Source organism: Clostridium sp. UBA1652, from assembly GCF_002320975.1.
Lineage (GTDB): Bacteria > Bacillota > Clostridia > Clostridiales > Clostridiaceae > Clostridium_T > Clostridium_T intestinale.
In genome coordinates this window covers 39,033-60,679 of the sequence record NZ_DCLI01000075.1, presented here as the reverse complement: position 1 = coordinate 60,679, position 21,647 = coordinate 39,033, and the positions used below count along the sequence as shown (strand labels likewise).

Sequence of the window (21,647 nt, the reverse complement as noted above, 5' to 3'; positions counted from 1 at the left end):
TCATACTCTTATTTATATTGTCTCACTAGTACATTAATGATTATACAACAAAAAAACTACAAATATTGCATTTTTCAGGTAATCTTAAGAAATTCCTATAAAATTATATATTATTTTAGGGTACCCACTAGTCAATTTATGACACTTTATGGATACCCCAACTCAATCAAGTTACACCTGATCTTATTCTAAATATTTTTTAAGATATTTACCAGTGAATGAACTTTCAACCTTAATAATTTCTTCTGGAGTTCCTGTAGCTACTATAGTGCCACCTCCATCTCCACCTTCTGGACCTAAATCTATAATATAATCCGCACATTTAATCATATCTAAATTATGTTCAATTACTACTACAGAATTTCCGGCTTCAACAAGTCTTCTAATTATCTGAGTTAATCTATTAACATCATCTATATGTAAACCTGTTGTTGGTTCATCAAGAATATATAAGGTTTTCCCTGTACTTCTTTTTGAAAGTTCATAGGCTAATTTTATTCTTTGAGCTTCTCCACCAGAAAGTTGTGTTGATGGTTGACCTAATCTTATGTATCCTAGACCTACATCATACAAGGTTTCAAGTTTATTCTTAATTCTTGGTAGATTCTCAAAGAATTTTAATCCTTCTTCCACTGTCATATTTAATATGTCATCTATATTTTTACCTTTATATTTTACATCTAAAGTCTCTCTATTATATCTTTTTCCTTTACAAACCTCGCAAGGTACATAAACATCTGATAAAAATTGCATTTCTATTTTTATAATTCCGTCTCCAGAGCAAGCCTCACATCTTCCACCCTTTACATTAAAAGAAAATCTGCCTGGTTTATACCCCTTCATTTTTGCCTCAGTAGTTTGAGAGAAAAGTTCACGGATTATATCAAAAACTCCAGTATATGTGGCTGGATTAGAACGTGGTGTTCTTCCTATTGGACTTTGATCTATATCTATTATCTTATCTATAGCCTCATATCCTGTTATTTCTTTATGTTTACCTGGAACGATATTAGCTCTATTTATAATTTTATATAATCCTTTATACAAAACTTCATTAACTAGGGTACTTTTTCCTGATCCGGATACACCTGTAACCATTGTTAGTAATCCTAATGGAATTTTAACATTAACATTTTTAAGATTGTTTTCCTTTGCTCCTTTTATAGATAAGAAGTTACCATTTCCTGTTCTTCTCTCACTAGGTAATTCTACTACTTTTTCTTTTCTTAAATATTGGCCTGTTATAGACTCTTTGCAATTCTTAATAACATCTAAAGTTCCAGCAGCTACTATATTTCCACCATGTTCTCCAGCTCCTGGTCCTATATCTACAACAAAATCAGCTTCTTTTATTGTATCATCATCATGTTCAACTACAATAACCGTATTTCCAACATCTCTTAGGTGTTTTAAGGTCTTAATCAGCCTGTCATTATCTCTTTGATGAAGTCCTATACTAGGTTCATCTAGTATATATAAAACTCCCATTAAAGATGATCCTATTTGAGTTGCTAATCTTATTCTTTGTGCTTCTCCTCCTGATAGAGTTCCTGAGTTTCTTGCTAAGTCTAAATAATCTAATCCTACATCCTTTAAGAAACTTAGTCTGCTTTTTATTTCTTTTAGAATTTGTTCACTTATTACCTTATTTTTTTCTGATAACTCCAAAGAATTTATATAACTGAGTTCATCATTTACGGATAATCTTGTGAATTCGCTTATATTTTTCTCTCCTACAGTTACAGCTAAAGCTTCTGGCTTAAGCCTATGTCCTTTACACTTAGGACAATGATTATTGCTCATAAACTTTTCTACTTCACCTTTAATAAGATCAGAGTTAGTATCTCTATATCTTCTTTTAAGATTATTAATTTCTCCCTCAAACGCATGATTGTAGGTTCCTTTAATCCCTTCCTTTGTATAATCTACTGAAACTCTCTCACCCTTAGTTCCATATAATAATAGCTCTACAATATTTCTTGGAAGATCTTTTATAGGAGTATTCAAATCAAAACCATATTTTTTGCTTAAAGAATTTAATACTGCAAAAGTCCATGCATCTTCCTTAAGTCTTCCATCTCCCCAAGAGGCAATAGCTCCCTCCATTATAGACAATTCCTTATTAGGTATTACTAAATCTTCATCTATTTCCATTAAAGTTCCTAAACCATCACAGTGGTCACATTTTCCAAAAGGAGAGTTAAAAGAAAATAATCTAGGTGCTAATTCATCTATACTTATTCCACAATCAGCACAAGCAAAATTTTCTGAGAACAATACATCTTCTTCTCCAACTTTATTGATTATTACTAAGCCACCACTAAGTTTTAATGCCATCTCTAAAGAATCAGTTAACCTTCTCTCTATATCTGACTTTATAACTAATCTATCTACAACAGCTTCTATATTGTGCTTGTTATTCTTTTCTAGCTTTACTTCCTCTTCAGTAATCTCGTATATTTCTCCATCTATTCTTGCTCTTACAAAGCCATTTTTTCTTATGCTATCTAAAATCTTTTCATGAGTCCCTTTTCTGCCTCTAACAAGAGGAGATAATACTTGTATCTTTGTTTTTTCCCCCATTGCCATAACATGATCTACAATTTGATCCACTGTTTGCTGGGTTATCTCTTTTCCACACTTAGGGCAATGTGGAGTTCCTATTCTAGCATATAACAGTCTTAAATAATCATATATTTCTGTAACTGTACCAACTGTAGAACGTGGGTTTTTTGATGTAGTCTTTTGGTCAATTGATATAGCAGGAGAAAGTCCCTCTATGTATTCAACATCTGGTTTATTCATTTGTCCTAAGAATTGCCTAGCGTAAGCTGATAGGGATTCAACATATCTTCTTTGTCCTTCTGCATAAAGAGTATCAAATGCTAAAGAAGACTTCCCAGAGCCTGATAATCCAGTAAATACTACTAGTTTATCCCTTGGAATTTCTAAACTTACATTCTTTAAATTGTGAACTTTTGCACCTTTAATAATTATCTTATCCTTCATTTAATCCTCCTGTTGATCAATATACTTCTATAAATTCCTATCTAATATTTTTGCCTAAAATTCTGAGTAAATTCAAATTTGTTATATATATTGTTGAACATCTGTTCGTATAGTTTATATTTTAAATCTTTCAAGTGCATTAGTCAACAATCTATTCTATAGAAATATATATTTCTATATATTGCTGCTCACTTATTTATTTGATATACTATTTCTCAAAAGTCTTAGAGGTGAGTAAATGAATCAAAATATTACAAAATTAATAAATAATCTTGAAAAGAATAATATGGCTGGATACTTTGTAAATAACACTCAAGAATTATTAGCTCTATTATCTGAACTAATACCACAAGGTTCTTCAGTAGGTTCAGGTGATTCCGTAACTTTAGAAAATACAGGTGTTTTTAAGTTTTTAAGAAATGATAATTACAGATTTTTAGATAAATTTAATCCAAACTTATCTAAAGAAGAAAAACGTGATTTATATATAAAGAATTTTAATGTTGATACATTTATTACTGGTACAAGTGCCATTACTCTAGACGGAAAAATTTTCAACATAGATGGTAATGGAAGCCGTGTTGCCCCTATGCTATACGGTCCTAAGCAAGTAATTATTGTGGTTGGTATTAACAAAATAGTTGAAAATCTAGATAGTGCAATCAAAAGAACTCGCCAAATAGCTGCCCCCTTAGATGCAAAACGTTTAGGGAAATCTACTCCCTGTACTAAATTAGATAGATGTATAGACTGTAACCATAAAGAACGCATATGTAATGATTTTGTCCTAATAACAGGTCAATTTATAAAAAATAGAATAAAAGTTATAGTAATTAATGAATCTCTAGGTTATTAGAACTTTAAACAATTAAAACTTTATAACTTTTTATAAAGTTTTAATTGTTTAACTATATAAAGCTATAACTTTTCCACAAAAAAACTGCTGCAATGCAACAGTTTCTACTTAACCTCTTTTAATCTAAATTTTTGCCATGGTTCAATAAAATCTAATAAGAATTGTTCTTCTGGAACTATTCTCCCCACAACATTAGATTTTCCTGAGTTTTTCATTTCTTTTTTTACTAAATGCAGTTCCCCTGCATAATGTCCATAAAGAGAAGTCTCTATAACTAGATCTCCCTTTTTCATATCTATTGTGTTAAATGGAATAAATTCATGCCCCTTAAACTTAACTCTGCTTTGTGTACTCCTAATAACATAATCCGAAACATCTCCTCTGTTAAAATGCAATTCTTCTAAAAGAATTTTTCTTTCAACATTAGGTACATCTTTATTTATTTCTACATTAAATGATAAACAATATGGATCTATCTCGCTTAATTGCCTCAATTCCTCTTCTGACGCAAAGCAGTTAGCTATTATTATATCATCAATCAATCCAGTAGCCCATAAATGTTTAGCTTGTGCTACTATACCCATTTCTCTATGAATTTCTAAAGTACATAACCCTTCATTTACTGGCCAAGGACCAAATGTAGCCTCAGTGGAGTTTACAAATGCTGCTGTAGTTATTCCTAATTCTTTATACTGTTTTGAGCACTTTATAAAATGATCATAACTTAATCCTGTATATCTATGTGGATAAAAATTATGACAAGCCATTATGTTATTCATATTAGGTTTATAAGATTGAATATTATCTATATACTTTGTTCCTGAGCTCATATTTAATTCTATCTTTAATCCTTGGGGATTATAAGTCATTAAGGATTCCTCGTTCCCTGTAAAACCCATGTCTAACCTTACTCCATAGGCTCCTATTTCCTTAAAAAAGCTTAGGTCTTCATAACTTATATTTAAGTCTCCAAAGACTCTAGGGGATACGTCAGTCATTACCTCCATATTGTATTTGTTTGCATGCTCAATTGTTTTTTTAAATTCTTCAACAATCTTTTCTTTATCTCCCTCAACGGATAAAAGACAAGTAAAAACTCTCGTAAACTTGTATTTCGCAGCTAAATCTATATAAGCTAAATTTTCTTCTAATGTTGCATGTGTAGGATAAATTGAAATTCCTAGTTTTCTCATATCTCTATCTCCTTTTATTTTTATATAGGTGGTAATGTTATATTTCCTAGTATAACTCTTTTGCTTGCCCCTGTAGCTCCCAAAACATTTCCGGCCCTTCTATTAACAGTTTCATAAGCTAATAAGGCAAATGCCACTGCTTCTTTTGCATCTGATGATAATCCTAAATCTTCTTGTATTAATACTTTAACATCCTTAAGTTCTTCTTTAAGCATATTGATCAGGGTTTTATTATAACTTCCCCCTCCACCTAAAATTACTTCGTCTATTTTTAGTTTTGGAAAAATAAATTTTTTATAATTATAAGCTATAGATTTAGCGGTAAACATGGTCATAGTTGCTATTATATCTTCAGCCTTTAAATCCCCATATTTATTTAAAATACAATCTACTAATTGTTTTCCAAACAGCTCTCTTCCAGTAGTTTTAGGTGGTTTCATAGATATATATTCTATACTCATTAGTTCATTAAGTAGGTCTTGCTTTATACTTCCAATGCTTGCAAAATAACCATCTTTATCATATGCAATAATTGCTGGTTCTCCTATTTGTAGTGTTGATTTTGTATGTTCTCCATAAGCTTTTGGAATATGAAAAATAGTCTGACCGTGTGATCCTATAATATCCAGCTTATCAATATCAAAATTTGCTTTTTTGCACAAATTTTTTACAGCATTACTAAATGCATATCCTAATTCAAAATTTAAACTGCATATGAGTTCTACATTAGAACTTTCTTTACTTAAGGCTCTTTTTATTTTTTCTTTTTGTATTTTGGGGTAGTGTTATTATAGATTACTCCTTTTAATTCCTTCTTCTCAATCATCAATCTTGTTGTCTCAAAGAATATTATACAACTCATGCCAAATACAAATCCCGATATTTGTAATACAAATTTAGGTAAATTTTCAAATGCTACTGTAGGAATTATTATTATAAAAGGAGCTATAAAAGCAATATACCATCTATATTTCATCAAATTCCATTTTTTCACTTCAATCATGTATTTTGTGAGTTTTGCAGTTATAGCTACAAAAGCTATTAATAGTAATATATTTAAAAGAGTGTTTATCATAAAAAACACCTCCATTTTTTATTTTTTTAATTCTTTTATTTCTTTACACATTTCTATCATTTGAACTATCAAATTTTGTTCTGAGATTGCTGTCATAAGCTGATCTTGTGCATGAACCATTAACAAGCTCATTTCAACTTTTTCTCCATTTATTTCTGATTGTATAAGCTCTGTTTGAGTCTTATGAGATAACCTTAGTTCTTCTTCACTTTTTTTAATTGAATCCGCTGCCTCATCAAACCCTCCTTCTCTTGCAAATTTTAAAGCATCAAAAGCATGTCCTCTTGCGTCACCACAGTGTAATATTATTTCAAAAATTTTTTCTTCCATTATTTTTCCTCCTAATGTTATTATTTTTCTATAAAAAAATATAGCATCATCTATATAACTATATATATAGATAACTATATATAGTATTCATGCGGATTATAAGCACTTTCATATCTTTGGCTTTAAGTTTCCTAAAGAAACTACATATCAAAATATAATCTAAAAAGGGAGCAGTCGCTAATAAAATTTATCTGCTAATGCGACAACTCCATGATTATTTTATAATTTAACTATACTTGAACAGCTCCGTCAACTTGGGCATTTTCTTCTTTAATAAGTTTAGCTTCATATGATTTAAAGAATGGATAGTATATTGCAACACCTATTAATATATTTATTATTACTAGAACAGGTGCTTTCCAGTCACCACCAGTAGCTAGATATGCTCCTATAGGTGCTGGTAGAGTCCATGGAGCATTAACTACAAATCCTGATATCATTCCCGATTTAACTGCTATATAACTTAATATTGTCATTACAGTTGGTGCTAATATAAATGGTATAGCTAATATTGGATTTAAAACTAATGGTACACCAAATATCAAAGGTTCATTGATATTAAATAGTCCTGGAATTAATGAAAATCTTCCGACAGACCTTAAGTAAGTTGATTTTGAGAATATTAGAAGTAGGCACAATGATAATGTGGCTCCTGATCCCCCTATCCAAACAAACCATTGATAAAATTGTTCAGGTGCAACATACGATAGTTTATTTGATGCAACTCCATTAGATAAGTCTAACGCATTTTGCTCTAACATTATTAACCACATAGGTCTCAATATAGATCCTATTATTGATACTCCATGAACGCCTGCTGACCATAATAGAGTTATTAATATAACAGGTAGTACTACTCCAATTAAACTATTTCCAACTATATTATTTATTGGCTTAAAAACATTTATAATTGCTTGATTTAAATCAAACCTTAATACTACTCTAACTACCCAAGATACTATTATAACAACAGCTGCTGGAATCAGAGCTTCAAAACTTCTTGCAACAGATTCAGGAACTTGATCAGGCATTTTTATAGTTATCTTATGTTTCTTTAATATTCTTAATGTTTCAACTCCAAATATCATCATGATTATTCCGGTGAACATTCCTGCTGCCCCTAAATTTCCCATAGGCAATATCCATCCTGGAGCAGTTATTTTATCTGCACCTTCTACACCTGCCTTAATAGCATTGTTTATTACTCCATCAATGTTTAGTGGAACTGTCATCATTAAAAAACCTGCTAATGATAGTACTCCTCCACTCATTCCATCTAGTTTATATGATTTCGCTAAACTATACCCCATACCGTATACTGCATAGATAGACATTAGTCCCATTGTTATTCTGTATGGAATCATTATATTGGCTACATGAGGTGCTACTAAAGTCTTTAATGAATCTATAGGTGGTTGAGCTACGATAATGAAAAAACATCCTACTATGATAAGTGATAAAGCTGAAATAATTCCGTCTCGTATTGCCTTTAAATACCTCTGTTCAGCAAGCCTAGCCATAGGTGGCATAAACTTTTCTTCAATCCACGTTAAAAATTTTTGCATATCTCTTCCTCCTACTTATTAAATTAATCATTTTTTATACTTTTTAATTTGTTCTAAAGTTTTTGAAGCTCCTAGTGGGGTATATCCCATTGGAATTATGAGTTCTATTGGAACATTATACTGAGATGCCTGACTTTTAAAAGTTTCAAATCTATGCTTAACTTGTGGTGCTACAATTGCTAAATCATATTCCTTTGTTGCTAGTTCATCCTCGAATTCTGAAGTTCCTACTGCATTTATTTCTAAATCAAATTTCTGCCTATCAGCTTCTGCTTTTACAGCTTTCACAACTATTGCTGATGACATTCCTCCAGAACATACCATTAATACTTTCATAAATCTTCCTCCTAAACACTTCTGAAATAAAATTTCTCAATTTGTATTATATATACGAAATAATATTTTATTTTATTACTCTTTACATCAAAAAAAGAGCTAGTATTTCTAAATACAAAGAAATACTAACTCTTTCTATATAAAATATTTTAAAAACTAAATCTTTTCTAGTAACTTAAACTTAACTTCCCCTTTGATAAAATCTATCAAGCACTTATCCTCATTTATGATTTCTCCTATAACATTAACATTTTCATTTATTACTAATGTTCTTTTTGTTATTTGGATTTCTCCCATATATCTTTTATAACCATTATTATCAATAGTTATAGAACCTCTTACTCTTTCTTTAATGTTATCTCGCTCTACATTAATATCATTTATACTAGCATATCCTCTAGATTCCATTGCTCTAATTACATCCCTAGCCTCATCTGGTCTATTAGTATAAATTTTATTTAATAAATCATCATAAGACCTGATTGTATTTTCTTTATAATAATATAATATTATTGTATTAGCTTTTAAATAGCTCATTCTTTCTAATGTACTTCGTTCTGCTTCTATATCTCCAACATAAACATTATCTACATTACAATCATATAATAATTCTACAGCATTATGATAAGTGCTTCCATCTCTATGTTCTTCTAACGTTGGAAGTCCTAAATGTAAGGGTCCTCTCTTAACTTTATCTCCTTCAACATAAGCTGATACCTTCATTCCGTAATTCTTAAATAATTGATTTTTCTCAATCAAGTACTCTTTACTCAGTCCAGTTTCAGGTCTTGGATAAAAATTATGCCATGCTTCTATGTTTTGAAAATTTGCCCCTAAACTTTTTAAACTTTTAACCTGTTCTTCTGATACTGTGCTAGCATTTAAAAATATCTTAATCTTATGTGAAAGATCAGCTATCTTATTATCACTGTATCCATAATCAACTCTTACTCCACTTAATCCAAAATTATGAATCTTATCTATTTCATTAAGACTAAGATTTAACCTTTTAAAGCTGTCTGGTCCAAAATCTCCATATACCTCCATTGAGCAGCTTTTAGCTTTATCACATATCTTTTTGAAAAGTTCAGCTTGTTTATCTTTATTATCATCCTCTGGTATATGAAGTGATGTAAATATTTTATCAAATCCATACTTTGAAGCTTCCTCTATTCTTCTATAATTCTCTTCTTCCTTCTCAGTTAAATATATTGAAATACCAAGCATATCATTTCCTCCTTTTTATCAATTAAATTTTATATTTACATGTCCTAATATCCTAATATCCTAATGTCCTAACATTCGGATATTAGGACATTAGGATATTATAATAATAGAGGATAAACTAAAAATTAAGTTTATCCTCATTTTAAAAACTAATCGTATAATCTTTCTACCATTTCTTCTTTAAAGCCCCATACATATGTTATTATAAAACCTGCAACATATGAAATTATAAGAGCCATAAAGTATGCAAAGTATTTACTTTGTGCAATAAGTGGTATTAAAGCTAATCCTGATGGACCTACAGCTATAGCACCTAAATGATATATAGCGCTCCATGCTCCACCAAAACCTGCACCTATACAAGCAGCTATAAATGGTCTTCCAAGTGGTAAAGAAACTCCATATATTAATGGTTCTCCTATACCTAAAAATCCTACTGGTAAAGCACTTGCAATTCTTTTCTTTAAATTCTTATCTTTTGTTTTTACATAAATTGCTATAGCACTTCCAACCTGTCCTGCTCCAGCCATTGCAAGAACTGGTAGCAAAGTTGTAAATCCATTTTGTTCTATTAATTGTAAATGAACTGGAGTTAATCCTTGATGCAAACCTACTGTTACAATAGGTAAGAAGGTTGCACTTAAAATGTATCCTCCTAATGCTCCAAGTTTATATAAACAGAAATCTACTAAGAACCAAGTAATTGAATTCATCACTATTCCTGATAAAGGCATTATAATAGCAAGAGTTATAAAAGAACCTATTAATATTGTTAATAATGGCGTTACTAATAAATCTAATGAATCTGGTATAAATTTTCTTAAATAGTTTTCAATAGTAGAAAATATATATGCAGCAAGTATTACTCCAAGTACTCCTCCAAGTCCTGTTGATATTGATAAATTCATTCCTAAAATATTTAAAGTTTTTACTTGAGATAGAACTGGTGAATAAATTAATAATCCCGCTATACCTCCAAGTATTTGAGTTCCCCCAAATTCTTTTGCAGCATTTATTCCAGTGAAAACTCCTAGAGAACCAAACATTAACGAACCTATTGTTTTTAGTATAGTAAACCAAGATGCATCAATAACACCTTTATCAATGATTCCTGCTGTAGCCATGTTAGTTATTACATTGGCAATTCCTAATATAAGTCCTGCTGAAACAAATCCTGGTATTAAAGGTACAAATATATTACCAACTACTTTTAAGACTTGGTGTATTTTTTTATTTTGTTTTTTCTTATACTTTGCCTTTGTTTCTTTTGCTAGATCTTCTTTAATGTTACCCTCTTCTATTTGAGTTACCTGTATTCCCACAAGTTTTCCAAACTCATCTGCAACTTTTTTTACTTTACCTGGTCCTATTACAACTTGAATTGTTTCATCCTCTACAACACCAAGAACTCCTTCAAGTTTCTTAAGTCCACTTATATCAACTTTTTCTACATCCTTTACCTTAACCCTTAATCGAGTCATACAGTTTGCAAAGCTGACAACATTATTACTACCACTTAACTTTTCTAATATTTGTTTTGCTAATTCTAAATTTGTCATTATTATTCCACTCCCTTCTTATATTTAAAGAGCTAATGCTCCTTTCAACAAACTAACTTTCCAAGGCTTCTATAGCTTTAGATATATATCCCTTACTTTCCTCTAATCTTTTCTGTGCTTCGTTCCTTTCCAGACAAGAAGCAATCATAAATATAGCTAATTTCACATTATATTCTGCTTTTTCTAGCGCTTCTGTAGCTTCCTCTCTAGTCACCCCAGTAGCTTCTACTACTATTCTTTTTGCTCTTTCAACAAGCTTTTCATTACTCGCTTTAACGTCAACCATTAAGTTTCCGAATACTTTACCTATCTTTATCATTACTCCTGTTGATATCATATTTAAAACTAACTTTTGTGCTGTACCAGCTTTCATTCTAGTAGATCCAGTTACTACTTCTGCACCTACTACAGGGCTTATAGCAATATCTGCTATGCTACTAATCTCTGAATCAGGATTGCAAGTTAAAGAAACAGTTGTAGCTTGTATACTTTTAGCATACTCTAATCCACCTATTACATAAGGAGTCCTTCCAGATGCAGCAATTCCTACTAAGACATCTTTATTAGAAAACTTTATATTTTTTAGGTCTTCTGCACAAAGTTCTTTTGAATCTTCCGCACCTTCTATTGCACTAAACATTGCTTCTTTACCTCCAGCAATGAGAGCTTGAACCAAACTTGAATCAACTCCATAAGTAGGGGGACACTCAGATGCATCTAATACACCTAATCTTCCTGATGTTCCTGCTCCGCAATAGATCAGTCTTCCTCCATTTTGAACTGCTTCCGCTACGGCATCTACAGCTTTAGCTATATGATGTATTTCTTTCTCAACTGCTAATGGAACACTTTTATCCTCATTATTTATTAGAGTAAGCATTTCCATGGTAGTTACTTTGTCTATATTTTTAGTGTTTTTATTTCTGCTTTCTGTTACTAGTTTATTTAAGTCAACTCTTTTCAAAATATCACCCCGCGTAAATGTTTTCATTTTCAATTATTATTATACACTTTTGAAATAATATTTCAAGTATATTTTTCATTTTATGAAATAAAATTTTATTTTATTCCTATTTTTATGAAATAAAAAGACATCTTCTAAATTTAGAAAATGTCTTTTTACTTCTATTTTAACTTTTTTACTATTTCCTTTGTTTCCATTAGCATATCCTCAATTTTATCCAAGTCTCCAATAGCTATACCTAGAAATAGTATATCTATCAGTGCCAATTGATCCAATCTAGAAGATATAGCTCCAAATCTCAGTTGTCTCTCCTCATTAGGTATATTTAAGGATATATCACTCATGCTTGAAAGCGGATTTTTGTTACAGTTAGTAATACTTATTACTTTGGCTCCTTTTTCCTTGGCCCTTATTATACCTTCATTCACTTCTCTTGTTTTCCCACTATATGATACCCCTATAGCCACATCTTTTGCCGTAATATGTACTACAGCTGAAAGTTGTAAATGACTGTCTATATTAAATATAACTCTTTTGTTTATTCTCACTAGTTTATGCATCAAATCCATTGCTACTAAAGATGATGCTCCTATCCCAAACAAATATATTGTTTCAGCTTCTCTCATTAGACTTATAGCTTCTTCTAAATCCTTAATATTTATTAGGCTATATGTCTCTTTTAGAGAAGTGACTGCTCTATTTATCACTTTTTCTGTTATATCTGATACTGAATCTTTAGGTGAAATAATAGTATCTAACTGTTCCTCTTCAGAACTAGTAGTTTTAGCTATCTCAATTTTCAATTCTCCAAATCCAGAAAATCCTAGTTTTCTAGAAAATCTTACAATTGATGCTGGAGAAGTTCCTGTTTTTTCTCCTAATTCTTGAGCAGAAAGATTAACTACCTCTTCCTGATTTTTTAATATATATTCACTTATCTTTTGTTCCGATTGTGTAAAGTCCTCTGAGTATTGTTTCATTCTAACATGAAATCCCATATAATCCTCCAAATTGTTTATTGCTATATAATTAATAATTTTATCATAAATTTTATTAACCTGTTATATTATTTAAAAATACTTATCCCAACAAGTATCCTTAACTATCAAATAAAATAAGGTTGTAGCACTATTAGCTAGTGCTACAACCTTATTTCTTACCTTTAAGTTTCTTTATCTTATCTCTTAATTCTGCTGCTCTTTCAAATTGTAGATTTTTAGCTGCATCCATCATTTCTTCTTCATATTTCTTTATTAATTCTGCTTTATTTTCTATACTTTCTGTAACTAACTCAGATAATCCGTATACTTCTTTATCCTCAGCAACCTTGGTAGCCTCAATAACTTCTCTTACATCTTTAATTATTGTGGTTGGAGTTATCCCATGTTCTTCATTATATTTAATTTGAATATCTCTTCTTCTATTAGTTTCTTTTATAGCTTTATCCATAGCATTAGTTATTTTATCAGCATACATTATAACTTTTGATTCAGCATTTCTAGCTGCTCTACCAATAGTCTGAATTAGTGACGTTTCAGAACGAAGGAATCCCTCTTTATCGGCATCCAATATAGCTACTAAAGCTACTTCAGGTATATCTAATCCCTCTCTTAACAGATTTATTCCTACAAGAACATCTTCCTCACCCAGTCTAAGATCTCTTATTATTTTCATTCTTTCGATTGTATCTATATCGGAATGCATATATGTTGTTTTTACTCCTAGATCTTTAAGATACTTAGTTAAATCTTCAGCCATTCTCTTTGTTAATGTAGTTACTAGAACTCTAAACCCCTTATCTACAGTATTTTTTATTTGACTGTATAAATCATCGATCTGTCCTTCTACAGGCCTAACTTCAATTACAGGATCAAGAAGTCCTGTTGGTCTAATTACCTGTTCTGCTACATTCGTAGAATTATCTATTTCGTATACTGCCGGTGTTGCAGATACGAAAACAACCTGATTTATTTTTTTCTCAAACTCTTGGAATTTCAGTGGTCTATTGTCATATGCACAAGGAAGTCTGAATCCATATTCCACCAAAGATTCTTTTCTACTTCTATCTCCTGCATACATTGCTCTAACTTGTGGTAAAGTTACATGAGATTCATCTATAAAAAGCAGAAAATCCTCTGGGAAATAGTCAATTAAAGTTTGAGGCGAGGTTCCTGGAGCCCTTCCATCTAGAATTCTAGAGTAATTTTCTATTCCTGTACAATACCCCATCTCTCTAATCATTTCTATATCAAAATTTGTTCTTTGTTTTAATCTTTGAGCTTCTAAAAGTTTTCCTTCTGCATTTAGTTCCTTAAGTCTATCCTCCAATTCAACTTCTATGGTTGTTAAAGCTTTTTCTACAGTTTCATTAGATGCAGCAAAGTGGGATGCAGGAGTTATAGATACATGTTTTCTATCTCCAATTATCTTACCGGTCAAAACATCAAATTCTCTTATCTTTTCAATTTCATCTCCAAAAAATTCTACTCTTATTCCTTTGTTAGATGATGATGCTGGTATTATGTCTAGAGAATCTCCTCTAACTCTGAATGTACCTCTAGCGAAGTCTATATCATTTCTTTCATATTGAATTTCTATAAGTCTTCTCATTATTTCATCTCTATCTTTTTCCATACCAACTCTTAAAGATATAGTAAGTTTCTTATATTCTTCTGGGTTACCTAATCCATATATACAAGATACGGAAGCAACAATTATTACATCTCTTCGCTCTAGTAATGCTGACGTAGCTGAGTGACGTAACTTATCTATTTCGTCATTAATTGACGCATCTTTTTCTATAAAAGTATCTGTATGAGCTACATAAGCTTCCGGCTGATAATAGTCGTAATATGACACAAAGTATTCAACAATATTGTTTGGAAAAAACTCTTTAAATTCAGCACATAATTGGGCTGCAAGTGTTTTATTATGTGCAAGTATTAATGTAGGTTTCTGAACTTCTTCAATTATATTTGCCATAGTAAAAGTTTTACCGGAACCAGTTACACCTAATAAGGTTTGCCCTCTTTCACCATTTCTCAAGGAATTTACAATACTTGCTATAGCTTGAGGCTGGTCGCCTGTAGGTTTAAATTTTGATTCTATTTTAAAGTTACCCATATTTTCCTCCTACTCCTTAATAAAACTAACTTAAATTACTCATCGAACATAAGTTCCTAAATATATTCTATATTTATATTCTCTCTTAGTCAATATTTACTCATTAATTAAAAATGTAAGCTAAACCCATAAATAAATACTTATTTTCAGATTAGCTTACATTACTTATTAGTCTTTATTCTTTATTGTTTTTCCTATTTCTAACCTTCTCTAAAACACTTCTAAAATCATTATCTAAAGGCATAGCATCTTCTTGCTTAACCATTTTAGGAACTAATACTACCCCTATTCTTCTATTTATATCTGGTTTTAATGTATAGTCGCATATTATCCCATTTATATTTTTCACTTTTAATTTTACATCATTGAAGCTTTCTTTAACAATTTTATATATTTCAGCTTCATTGCTAATTATTTCTTCATTTATACCAAGTATCTTATCACCACTTTTGATACCAACATCAAATGCAGGTGATCTTGGTGCTACTTCAAGCACACATATTCCTTCTTCATCGCTGGTATATATCGGCGACTTTTTTTCTTCTATGTAGCTAGATAACCTAAGCATTGCTTCATGGGCTAGAGGCATAAATATCAAAGCAATTATACTTCCTGCAATCCCAAGGCCAGCTATCAATGCAACACCACATAATAAAATTCCATAAAGAGAAATTAATGAACCAGACAGTAATGTCTTTTCTCTTTTGGTACTGGAAAAAGTAATAGATGAATATCCTACAACTCCATAATAGGGAAATAATCCTATTATTGCTGTCTTTAAAATATCTAGTGTATAGCTGTGATTAAGTATTGGCCACCAATCAGGGGTTCCTACACTTTGTGTTCCTATATAACTTCCTGATGAATTCATTATTATTAACACAGCTATAGGCAAAGACCAGTATCTATTAAGTGCAAACCCACCTAATATCTTACCATTCTTATTAGTAAATACAGGTATAGCTCCTCTGCTTCCATCAATAATAACTAAAAACCCTTCTACTATATGAATAATTCCTACAAACATTACTAAATGTACTATATCTAGTTTTATTGGAGATTGATCTCCATATATAAACGTTAAAATTAATGTTAAGGCTCCTATTATAGCTCCACTATATGAAAAACATACGAATCTAGGTTTATATAACATCAATAACATTGATACTAAAAACAACCACTCTATCCTTGAATTTTCATTAAACATTATACCAAAGTAAGTTAATAATAAGCTTCCAATTGCACCTGCAAAAATACCTAAAACTATTTGTGACAAAGTAAGTTCTAGGGGAGAGTTAATACTCTCCCCTACTATCATTTTTTGCATAAATGATATCTTCTTATTTTTAAAATAGAACATTACCCCTAATAATATAACAACTATTATCGATGGTCCTATTATCGCAGATGCTACAGATCTTAATGTATATAAGGTTAGATCCATAGTCTTAAATCCTCCTATTTTAATTTTTCTGTTATCAACTCTAAAGCTTTAGCAAATTGAGGATCTTTACTTCTATTATATTTTGCAGTTGCCAATTCTTTTGGATACTCCACTTCATAATCAGCTTCAATTCCACTTTTATGAATATTGTTTCCATTAGGAGTATACCACTTAGAAATTGTTACCTTTAATAAAGTCCCATCGTCTAATTCTAGAGGTCTTTGAACTACACCTTTTCCGAAAGTTTTAGTTCCAACTAAATCCGCTACTTTATAATCTTTAAAAGCTCCGGATACAATTTCTGAAGCTGATGCTGTTCCATTATCTATAAGTACCACTAGAGGCGTTCCAATGAAGCTACCACCTTGTGATAAAGCATGTTCTTCTTGATTATACTTATCTTTTGTTGCTACTATTACTTTATCTTTTTGAATAAATTGAGATGCTACAGATACTGCGGTATGCATATATCCACCTGGATTTCCTCTAAGGTCTAATATTATACCTTTCATTCCTTTACCCTTTAAATTGTTTAAGGTATCTAAAAATTCTTTATCTGTATGTTCATCAAAAGAACTTATTGTAACATATCCAACTCCGTTTGATAACATCTCACCTTCAACAGATTTTACTGTTATAGTATCTCTTTTTAGTTTAATATCAAAATTGCCTTTATCTTCTCTATATAATGTTAGGGTAACGTCTGTTCCTTTTTCCCCTCTGATCATAGCCACAGCTTTGTCATACTCTTTAGATGAAACGTCTTTTCCGTCAACCTTTAATATAACATCACCTTTTAAGATACCTGCTTTTTCTGCTGGAGAACCTTCAATAGGTGTTACAACTACTATATTCTCATCCTTTATGTCAAGTTGTATCCCTACTCCTGAGAAGTTTCCTTGCATTTTACTATTAAAACTTTCAGCCTCTTCTTTTGTCATATATACTGTGTAAGGATCTCCTAATGATTCAGTCATTCCTTTAATAGCTCCATCTACTAATTTATCCTCATCGATTTCACCATCATATTTTAAATAAAGCTCATCTCTAATTGAAAATAGTTTTTTAAATTTCTCTACATTGTCTATTCCTTTAAGTGATTCACTTATTTCCCCTCTTCCCCAAGGAATTACTAGTCCATTTAATGTTAGCCTATTCCCTAAGAAAAAGAAGAAAATATTACTCCCTAGAAATAGCAAGGCAATTATTACTGCTATCAAAATCTTAGGAAATTTTGATTTTCTTTTTACTTCAACAAATTTATTATTCATATTTTGTCTTCCTTTCATACATCCTTGCTTTAAATATATTAACATATGTAGAGAATATTATACCATATTTGTTAAACTATTAAGAATTTTCTAAGAGCTATGAAACTTCCAAATGCACCAATTAATATTCCACCTATTATAAACTCTCCAAGCATCACTGTTAATACATAACTAGGAGATACCAATGTCATAGTAATAAGTTGTTTAGATATTACAGAGAATAATACACTATAAGATGAATATAGAACAATATTAGATAATACAGCACCTAATAAACCTATAATTACACCTTCTATTATAAATGGCCATCTAATAAACCAATCTGTAGCTCCAACAAACTTCATTATTCCAACTTCTCTTCTTCTTGAGAAAACTGTTAGCTTTATTGTATTTATAATTAAGAATAGCGATACTCCAACTAATATTATAAATAGTACTACGCCTACCCATCTTATAGCTTTTGTAAAAGAAGCAATTTTATTAATCAATTCTTGATCATTTTCTACGCTTTCTACTCCAGTCATATTAGATACAGAATCAGCCACTTCTTCAGCATATTCTGGTTTCTCTAGTTTTACTAAAAATGAATTGGTAAGTGGATTGTTTTTATCATCATATCCATTAAGTAAATCTTTATATTCATTTAATTGACCTTTAAATTTTTCTAAAGCTTCTGCTTTAGATTCATATACAACATCTTTAACTCCAGTTTCTTTTCTTAGTTTTATTTCAATTTCACGTTGATCCATCATTGTAACATCGTCTTTAAGTACTACCATTATCTCAACTTTAGATTCTATATCCGCTACACCCTTACCTATGTTTAATGCTGTTAACAAGAAAACTCCAAATATAAGTAATGTAACTAAAACTGTAGCCATTGATGCAATACTAATAGTTAAATTTCTTCTTATACTTTTAAATGCATCTACTATAAAATATTTTATACTACTTAATTTCATCTTCATACCTACCTTTCATGATGTCTCTTGCTATCGTACCTTTTTCTATAGCTATAACTCTCTTTTTCATGGTATCAACTATGTCTTTAGCATGCGTAGCCATTAGTATAGTAGTACCTGCTCTATTTATGTCATCTAATAAATTCATTATTTCTGTAGAAGTTTCTGGATCTAAGTTCCCTGTAGGTTCATCTGCAATTAACACTGATGGATTATTAACTATTGCCCTTGCCAAAGAAACCCTCTGTTGTTCTCCACCAGAAAGTTCATTTGGGAACATTTTGTATTTGTGCGATAATCCAACTAAAGATAATACCATTGGAACTCTTCTTCTTATTTCTCTTTGAGATGCTTCAACTACTCTCATTGCAAACGCAACATTTTCATATACATTAAGAGTAGGAATAAGTCTAAAGTCTTGAAAAACCATTCCAATTTTTCTTCTATAGTATGGTACTTGTGCTCTTTTAACTGCTGATAAATCAGTTCCATTAACTATTATTTTGCCATTAGTAGGATCTACTTCTTTTATAAGCATTTTTATAAATGTTGATTTACCTGCACCGGAAGGACCAACTAGGAAAACGAATTCTCCATTTTCTATTTTTATGTTAACATCTACCAAAGCTTTTACGTTATTATTATAAAGCTTACTCACATTCTTAAATTCGATCATATAAACACCTCTCAATTTTTTCATCAAAATAGTTAGCCAGTTTTGTCATATATGGTTTTATTATAGCATACAAAAAATTTATTATGAAATCCAATTTTTAAAAGTTTTTTAATAATTTCTATTTTTCTGTAGAATTATATCAATATATTTAATATTTTAAAGAAAAAAAGAAGAACTTAGATACAAAACCTAAATTCTTCTTTTTATAAAAATCATCTACTCAGGTAGTATGTTAAATCCCTCGCCTAAAACCTCTCTTACGTCATTAACTGTAATAAATGCTCTTCTATCAATTTCTTTAATTTTACCCTTTAGTTTAATAAAATCTCTTCTATTTAAAACTGTATATATTATTTTGGTTTCTTCCTTAGAATAACCTCCAGTACCATTAATTACCGTACACCCTCTATCTACTTCATTAATAATATAATTAACAATTTCTTCACCTTTTGATGTTATTATCATTACCTGCTTACATATATTAAACCCTTCTATAAATTTGTCCACTAAATTCCCTACCATAAATACACTTATTAAACCAAACATACCTAGGTCTATACCAAATATATATATTGCAAGTAACGTTACTATAAAATCTGAAATTAGAAGACACTTACCTATATCTAAATGAATGTATTTATTTAATATTTTAGCTATAATAGCGGTTCCACCTGTAGAAGAGTTTTGAGAAAACACTATGGCAATCCCTATTGAGCTTATTACACTTCCTATCACAGTAGCAAGTACTAAATTTTCTGTAATTGCTACCGGATTCAAAAATTTTTCAACTACCCAAAGTGATGCCGAAAGCCCAAATGCCGCATATAAACTCTTGGTGCCAAAGCTTCCTCCTATTAATAAAAATGCTAAAGAGAATAAAATAATATTTGCTCCAATCATTATAATCCCTGTAGAAATACCAAAAATCCTGTTAACTACTAGTGCTAATCCTGATATTCCACCTGCTGCAATTTCATTCGGATAAAAGAAATACTCCAACGCAACAGCTAGTAATAATACTCCCAGTGTTATTAAGAAGTATTCCTTTATATATTTTTTCATCTTTTGTCCCCCTATTACTCTAACTCTCCAAACCCTTCACCTAATACTTCATGTGCCTCTCCTACTGTAATAAATGCTCTAGGGTCTATTTCTCTTATATAATTCTTAAGTTTAATAAATTCTGTTCTCCCTAATACTGTATATAAAATACTGATATTATTTTTATTAAATCCACCCTTTGCAGTAAGAAATGTACACCCTCTATCTAAATCATTTAATATAAATTCACTTATTTCCATATTCTTATCACTAATTATCTTAATTTCTTTTCTAACTTTGAATCCTTCTATTACCTTATCTATAGTTAATCCATTCAATATAACACTAAAAAGTGCATATAATCCAACATCAATTCCAAATGTAATAGCTCCGGCTAAGGTTACTAAAAAATCCACTGCCAACAGAGACTTACCAATATCCAGCATTATATACTTATTTAGAATCTTTGCTAATATATCAGTTCCTCCTGTTGATGCATTTACATTAAATATAAGTGCCATACCGAGAGAGCTAATTAATGTCCCAAAAACTGCCGCTAACATTAATTCTTCAGTTACAGCTACAGGATTTAAAAACTTTTCAACAGACCACATTACAAACGATAAACCAAAACTTGCGTATATAGTTTTCGCTCCAAAACTTCCCCCAATAAGTAAAAATGCTAATGCAAATAATATTAAGTTCAATATAAACACGAATGCCCCAGTATTAATCCATGGTAAATAGCTTGTTAGTACTATAGCAATACCAGTAACCCCTCCAGCTGCTATTTTATTAGGTATAAAAAAATACTCTAGTGAAAATACCACCAAAATTATTCCTAATGTTATAAAAAAATAATCTCTAAAAACAGTTTTTTTCATAGCTACCCTCCTCATAAAATAGTTTTTCATATTAACAATTATTTTATCCTTTTTTTATCATTCTATTTTTTGTATTGGAAATTATTAAGTTTTAATATCACCTTTAATATTTTAGCTCAAAAATTAAAAACA

At 30.5% G+C, this 21,647-nt stretch carries 19 protein-coding genes; 1 reads left to right on the top strand and 18 read right to left on the bottom strand.

The features are described 5' to 3' along the window. Positions 1–183 precede the first annotated feature (183 nt). Entirely contained in the window at positions 184–3,009 is a 2,826-nt protein-coding gene (uvrA, locus tag B3N22_RS14970; protein WP_286908405.1) for an excinuclease ABC subunit UvrA, read from the bottom strand. Between the two features lie 238 nt (positions 3,010–3,247). On the opposite strand from uvrA, the gene B3N22_RS14965 reads away from it, so the two are divergent. Beyond that, positions 3,248–3,865, top strand: coding sequence for a lactate utilization protein (locus B3N22_RS14965; protein WP_286908402.1), 618 nt, complete (start codon positions 3,248–3,250; stop codon positions 3,863–3,865). A gap of 104 nt (positions 3,866–3,969) precedes the next feature. Here the strand turns inward: B3N22_RS14965 and B3N22_RS14960 are convergent, their stop codons facing one another. The 17 genes from B3N22_RS14960 to B3N22_RS14880 all read right to left on the bottom strand — a co-directional run bounded on the left by B3N22_RS14960 (position 3,970) and on the right by B3N22_RS14880 (position 21,515). Further along, entirely contained in the window at positions 3,970–5,058 is a 1,089-nt protein-coding gene (locus tag B3N22_RS14960) for a DUF871 domain-containing protein (RefSeq protein WP_286908400.1), read from the bottom strand. Between the two features lie 20 nt (positions 5,059–5,078). Further along, a complete protein-coding gene (locus B3N22_RS14955) occupies positions 5,079–5,816 on the bottom strand; it encodes an anhydro-N-acetylmuramic acid kinase (RefSeq protein WP_286908501.1) in 738 nt (245 codons plus the stop codon). Further along, a complete protein-coding gene (locus tag B3N22_RS14950) occupies positions 5,813–6,133 on the bottom strand; it encodes a hypothetical protein (RefSeq protein ID WP_286908398.1) in 321 nt (106 codons plus the stop codon). The genes B3N22_RS14955 and B3N22_RS14950 overlap by 4 nt, the downstream gene beginning before the upstream one ends. Positions 6,134–6,151: 18 nt before the next feature. Next, the gene (locus B3N22_RS14945) at positions 6,152–6,463 is read right to left on the bottom strand and encodes a PTS lactose/cellobiose transporter subunit IIA (protein WP_073019188.1); all 312 of its coding nucleotides are present in this window, start codon (positions 6,461–6,463) and stop codon (positions 6,152–6,154) included. Between the two features lie 230 nt (positions 6,464–6,693). Continuing rightward, on the bottom strand, positions 6,694–8,028 hold the full coding sequence (locus B3N22_RS14940) for a PTS sugar transporter subunit IIC (RefSeq protein ID WP_238902215.1): 1,335 nt from the start codon (positions 8,026–8,028) through the stop codon (positions 6,694–6,696). Positions 8,029–8,055: 27 nt separating this feature from the next. Further along, complete coding sequence (locus B3N22_RS14935; protein ID WP_238902216.1) at positions 8,056–8,364, bottom strand: PTS sugar transporter subunit IIB; 309 nt, start codon at positions 8,362–8,364, stop codon at positions 8,056–8,058. Positions 8,365–8,520: 156 nt separating this feature from the next. Beyond that, the gene (locus B3N22_RS14930) at positions 8,521–9,591 is read right to left on the bottom strand and encodes a DUF871 domain-containing protein (protein WP_286908394.1); all 1,071 of its coding nucleotides are present in this window, start codon (positions 9,589–9,591) and stop codon (positions 8,521–8,523) included. Positions 9,592–9,740: 149 nt separating this feature from the next. After that, positions 9,741–11,150 (bottom strand): PTS transporter subunit EIIC, encoded by a 1,410-nt coding sequence (locus B3N22_RS14925; RefSeq protein ID WP_286908392.1) that lies wholly within the window; start codon positions 11,148–11,150, stop codon positions 9,741–9,743. A gap of 52 nt (positions 11,151–11,202) precedes the next feature. Beyond that, positions 11,203–12,114 carry an N-acetylmuramic acid 6-phosphate etherase gene (murQ, locus tag B3N22_RS14920; RefSeq protein ID WP_286908390.1) on the bottom strand — a complete coding sequence of 304 codons (912 nt, stop codon included), beginning with the start codon at positions 12,112–12,114 and terminating at the stop codon, positions 11,203–11,205. A gap of 161 nt (positions 12,115–12,275) precedes the next feature. After that, a complete protein-coding gene (locus B3N22_RS14915; RefSeq protein ID WP_021803532.1) occupies positions 12,276–13,112 on the bottom strand; it encodes a MurR/RpiR family transcriptional regulator in 837 nt (278 codons plus the stop codon). A gap of 151 nt (positions 13,113–13,263) precedes the next feature. After that, complete coding sequence (gene uvrB / locus B3N22_RS14910) at positions 13,264–15,237, bottom strand: excinuclease ABC subunit UvrB (RefSeq protein ID WP_286908387.1); 1,974 nt, start codon at positions 15,235–15,237, stop codon at positions 13,264–13,266. Between the two features lie 175 nt (positions 15,238–15,412). Next, positions 15,413–16,681 carry a PDZ domain-containing protein gene (locus tag B3N22_RS14905; protein ID WP_073019181.1) on the bottom strand — a complete coding sequence of 423 codons (1,269 nt, stop codon included), beginning with the start codon at positions 16,679–16,681 and terminating at the stop codon, positions 15,413–15,415. A gap of 14 nt (positions 16,682–16,695) precedes the next feature. Beyond that, positions 16,696–17,952, bottom strand: coding sequence for a S41 family peptidase (locus tag B3N22_RS14900; RefSeq protein ID WP_073019179.1), 1,257 nt, complete (start codon positions 17,950–17,952; stop codon positions 16,696–16,698). Between the two features lie 71 nt (positions 17,953–18,023). Next, positions 18,024–18,914 (bottom strand): permease-like cell division protein FtsX, encoded by an 891-nt coding sequence (gene ftsX / locus B3N22_RS14895; RefSeq protein ID WP_238902309.1) that lies wholly within the window; start codon positions 18,912–18,914, stop codon positions 18,024–18,026. Continuing rightward, positions 18,901–19,590 (bottom strand): cell division ATP-binding protein FtsE, encoded by a 690-nt coding sequence (gene ftsE / locus B3N22_RS14890; RefSeq protein ID WP_021803535.1) that lies wholly within the window; start codon positions 19,588–19,590, stop codon positions 18,901–18,903. The genes ftsX and ftsE overlap by 14 nt, the downstream gene beginning before the upstream one ends. 216 nt (positions 19,591–19,806) lie before the next feature. Further along, positions 19,807–20,652, bottom strand: a complete 846-nt coding sequence (locus tag B3N22_RS14885; protein ID WP_021803536.1) for a YitT family protein — start codon at positions 20,650–20,652, stop codon at positions 19,807–19,809. Positions 20,653–20,666: 14 nt separating this feature from the next. Continuing rightward, positions 20,667–21,515, bottom strand: coding sequence for a YitT family protein (locus B3N22_RS14880; RefSeq protein ID WP_073019176.1), 849 nt, complete (start codon positions 21,513–21,515; stop codon positions 20,667–20,669). Positions 21,516–21,647: the final 132 nt, after the last annotated feature.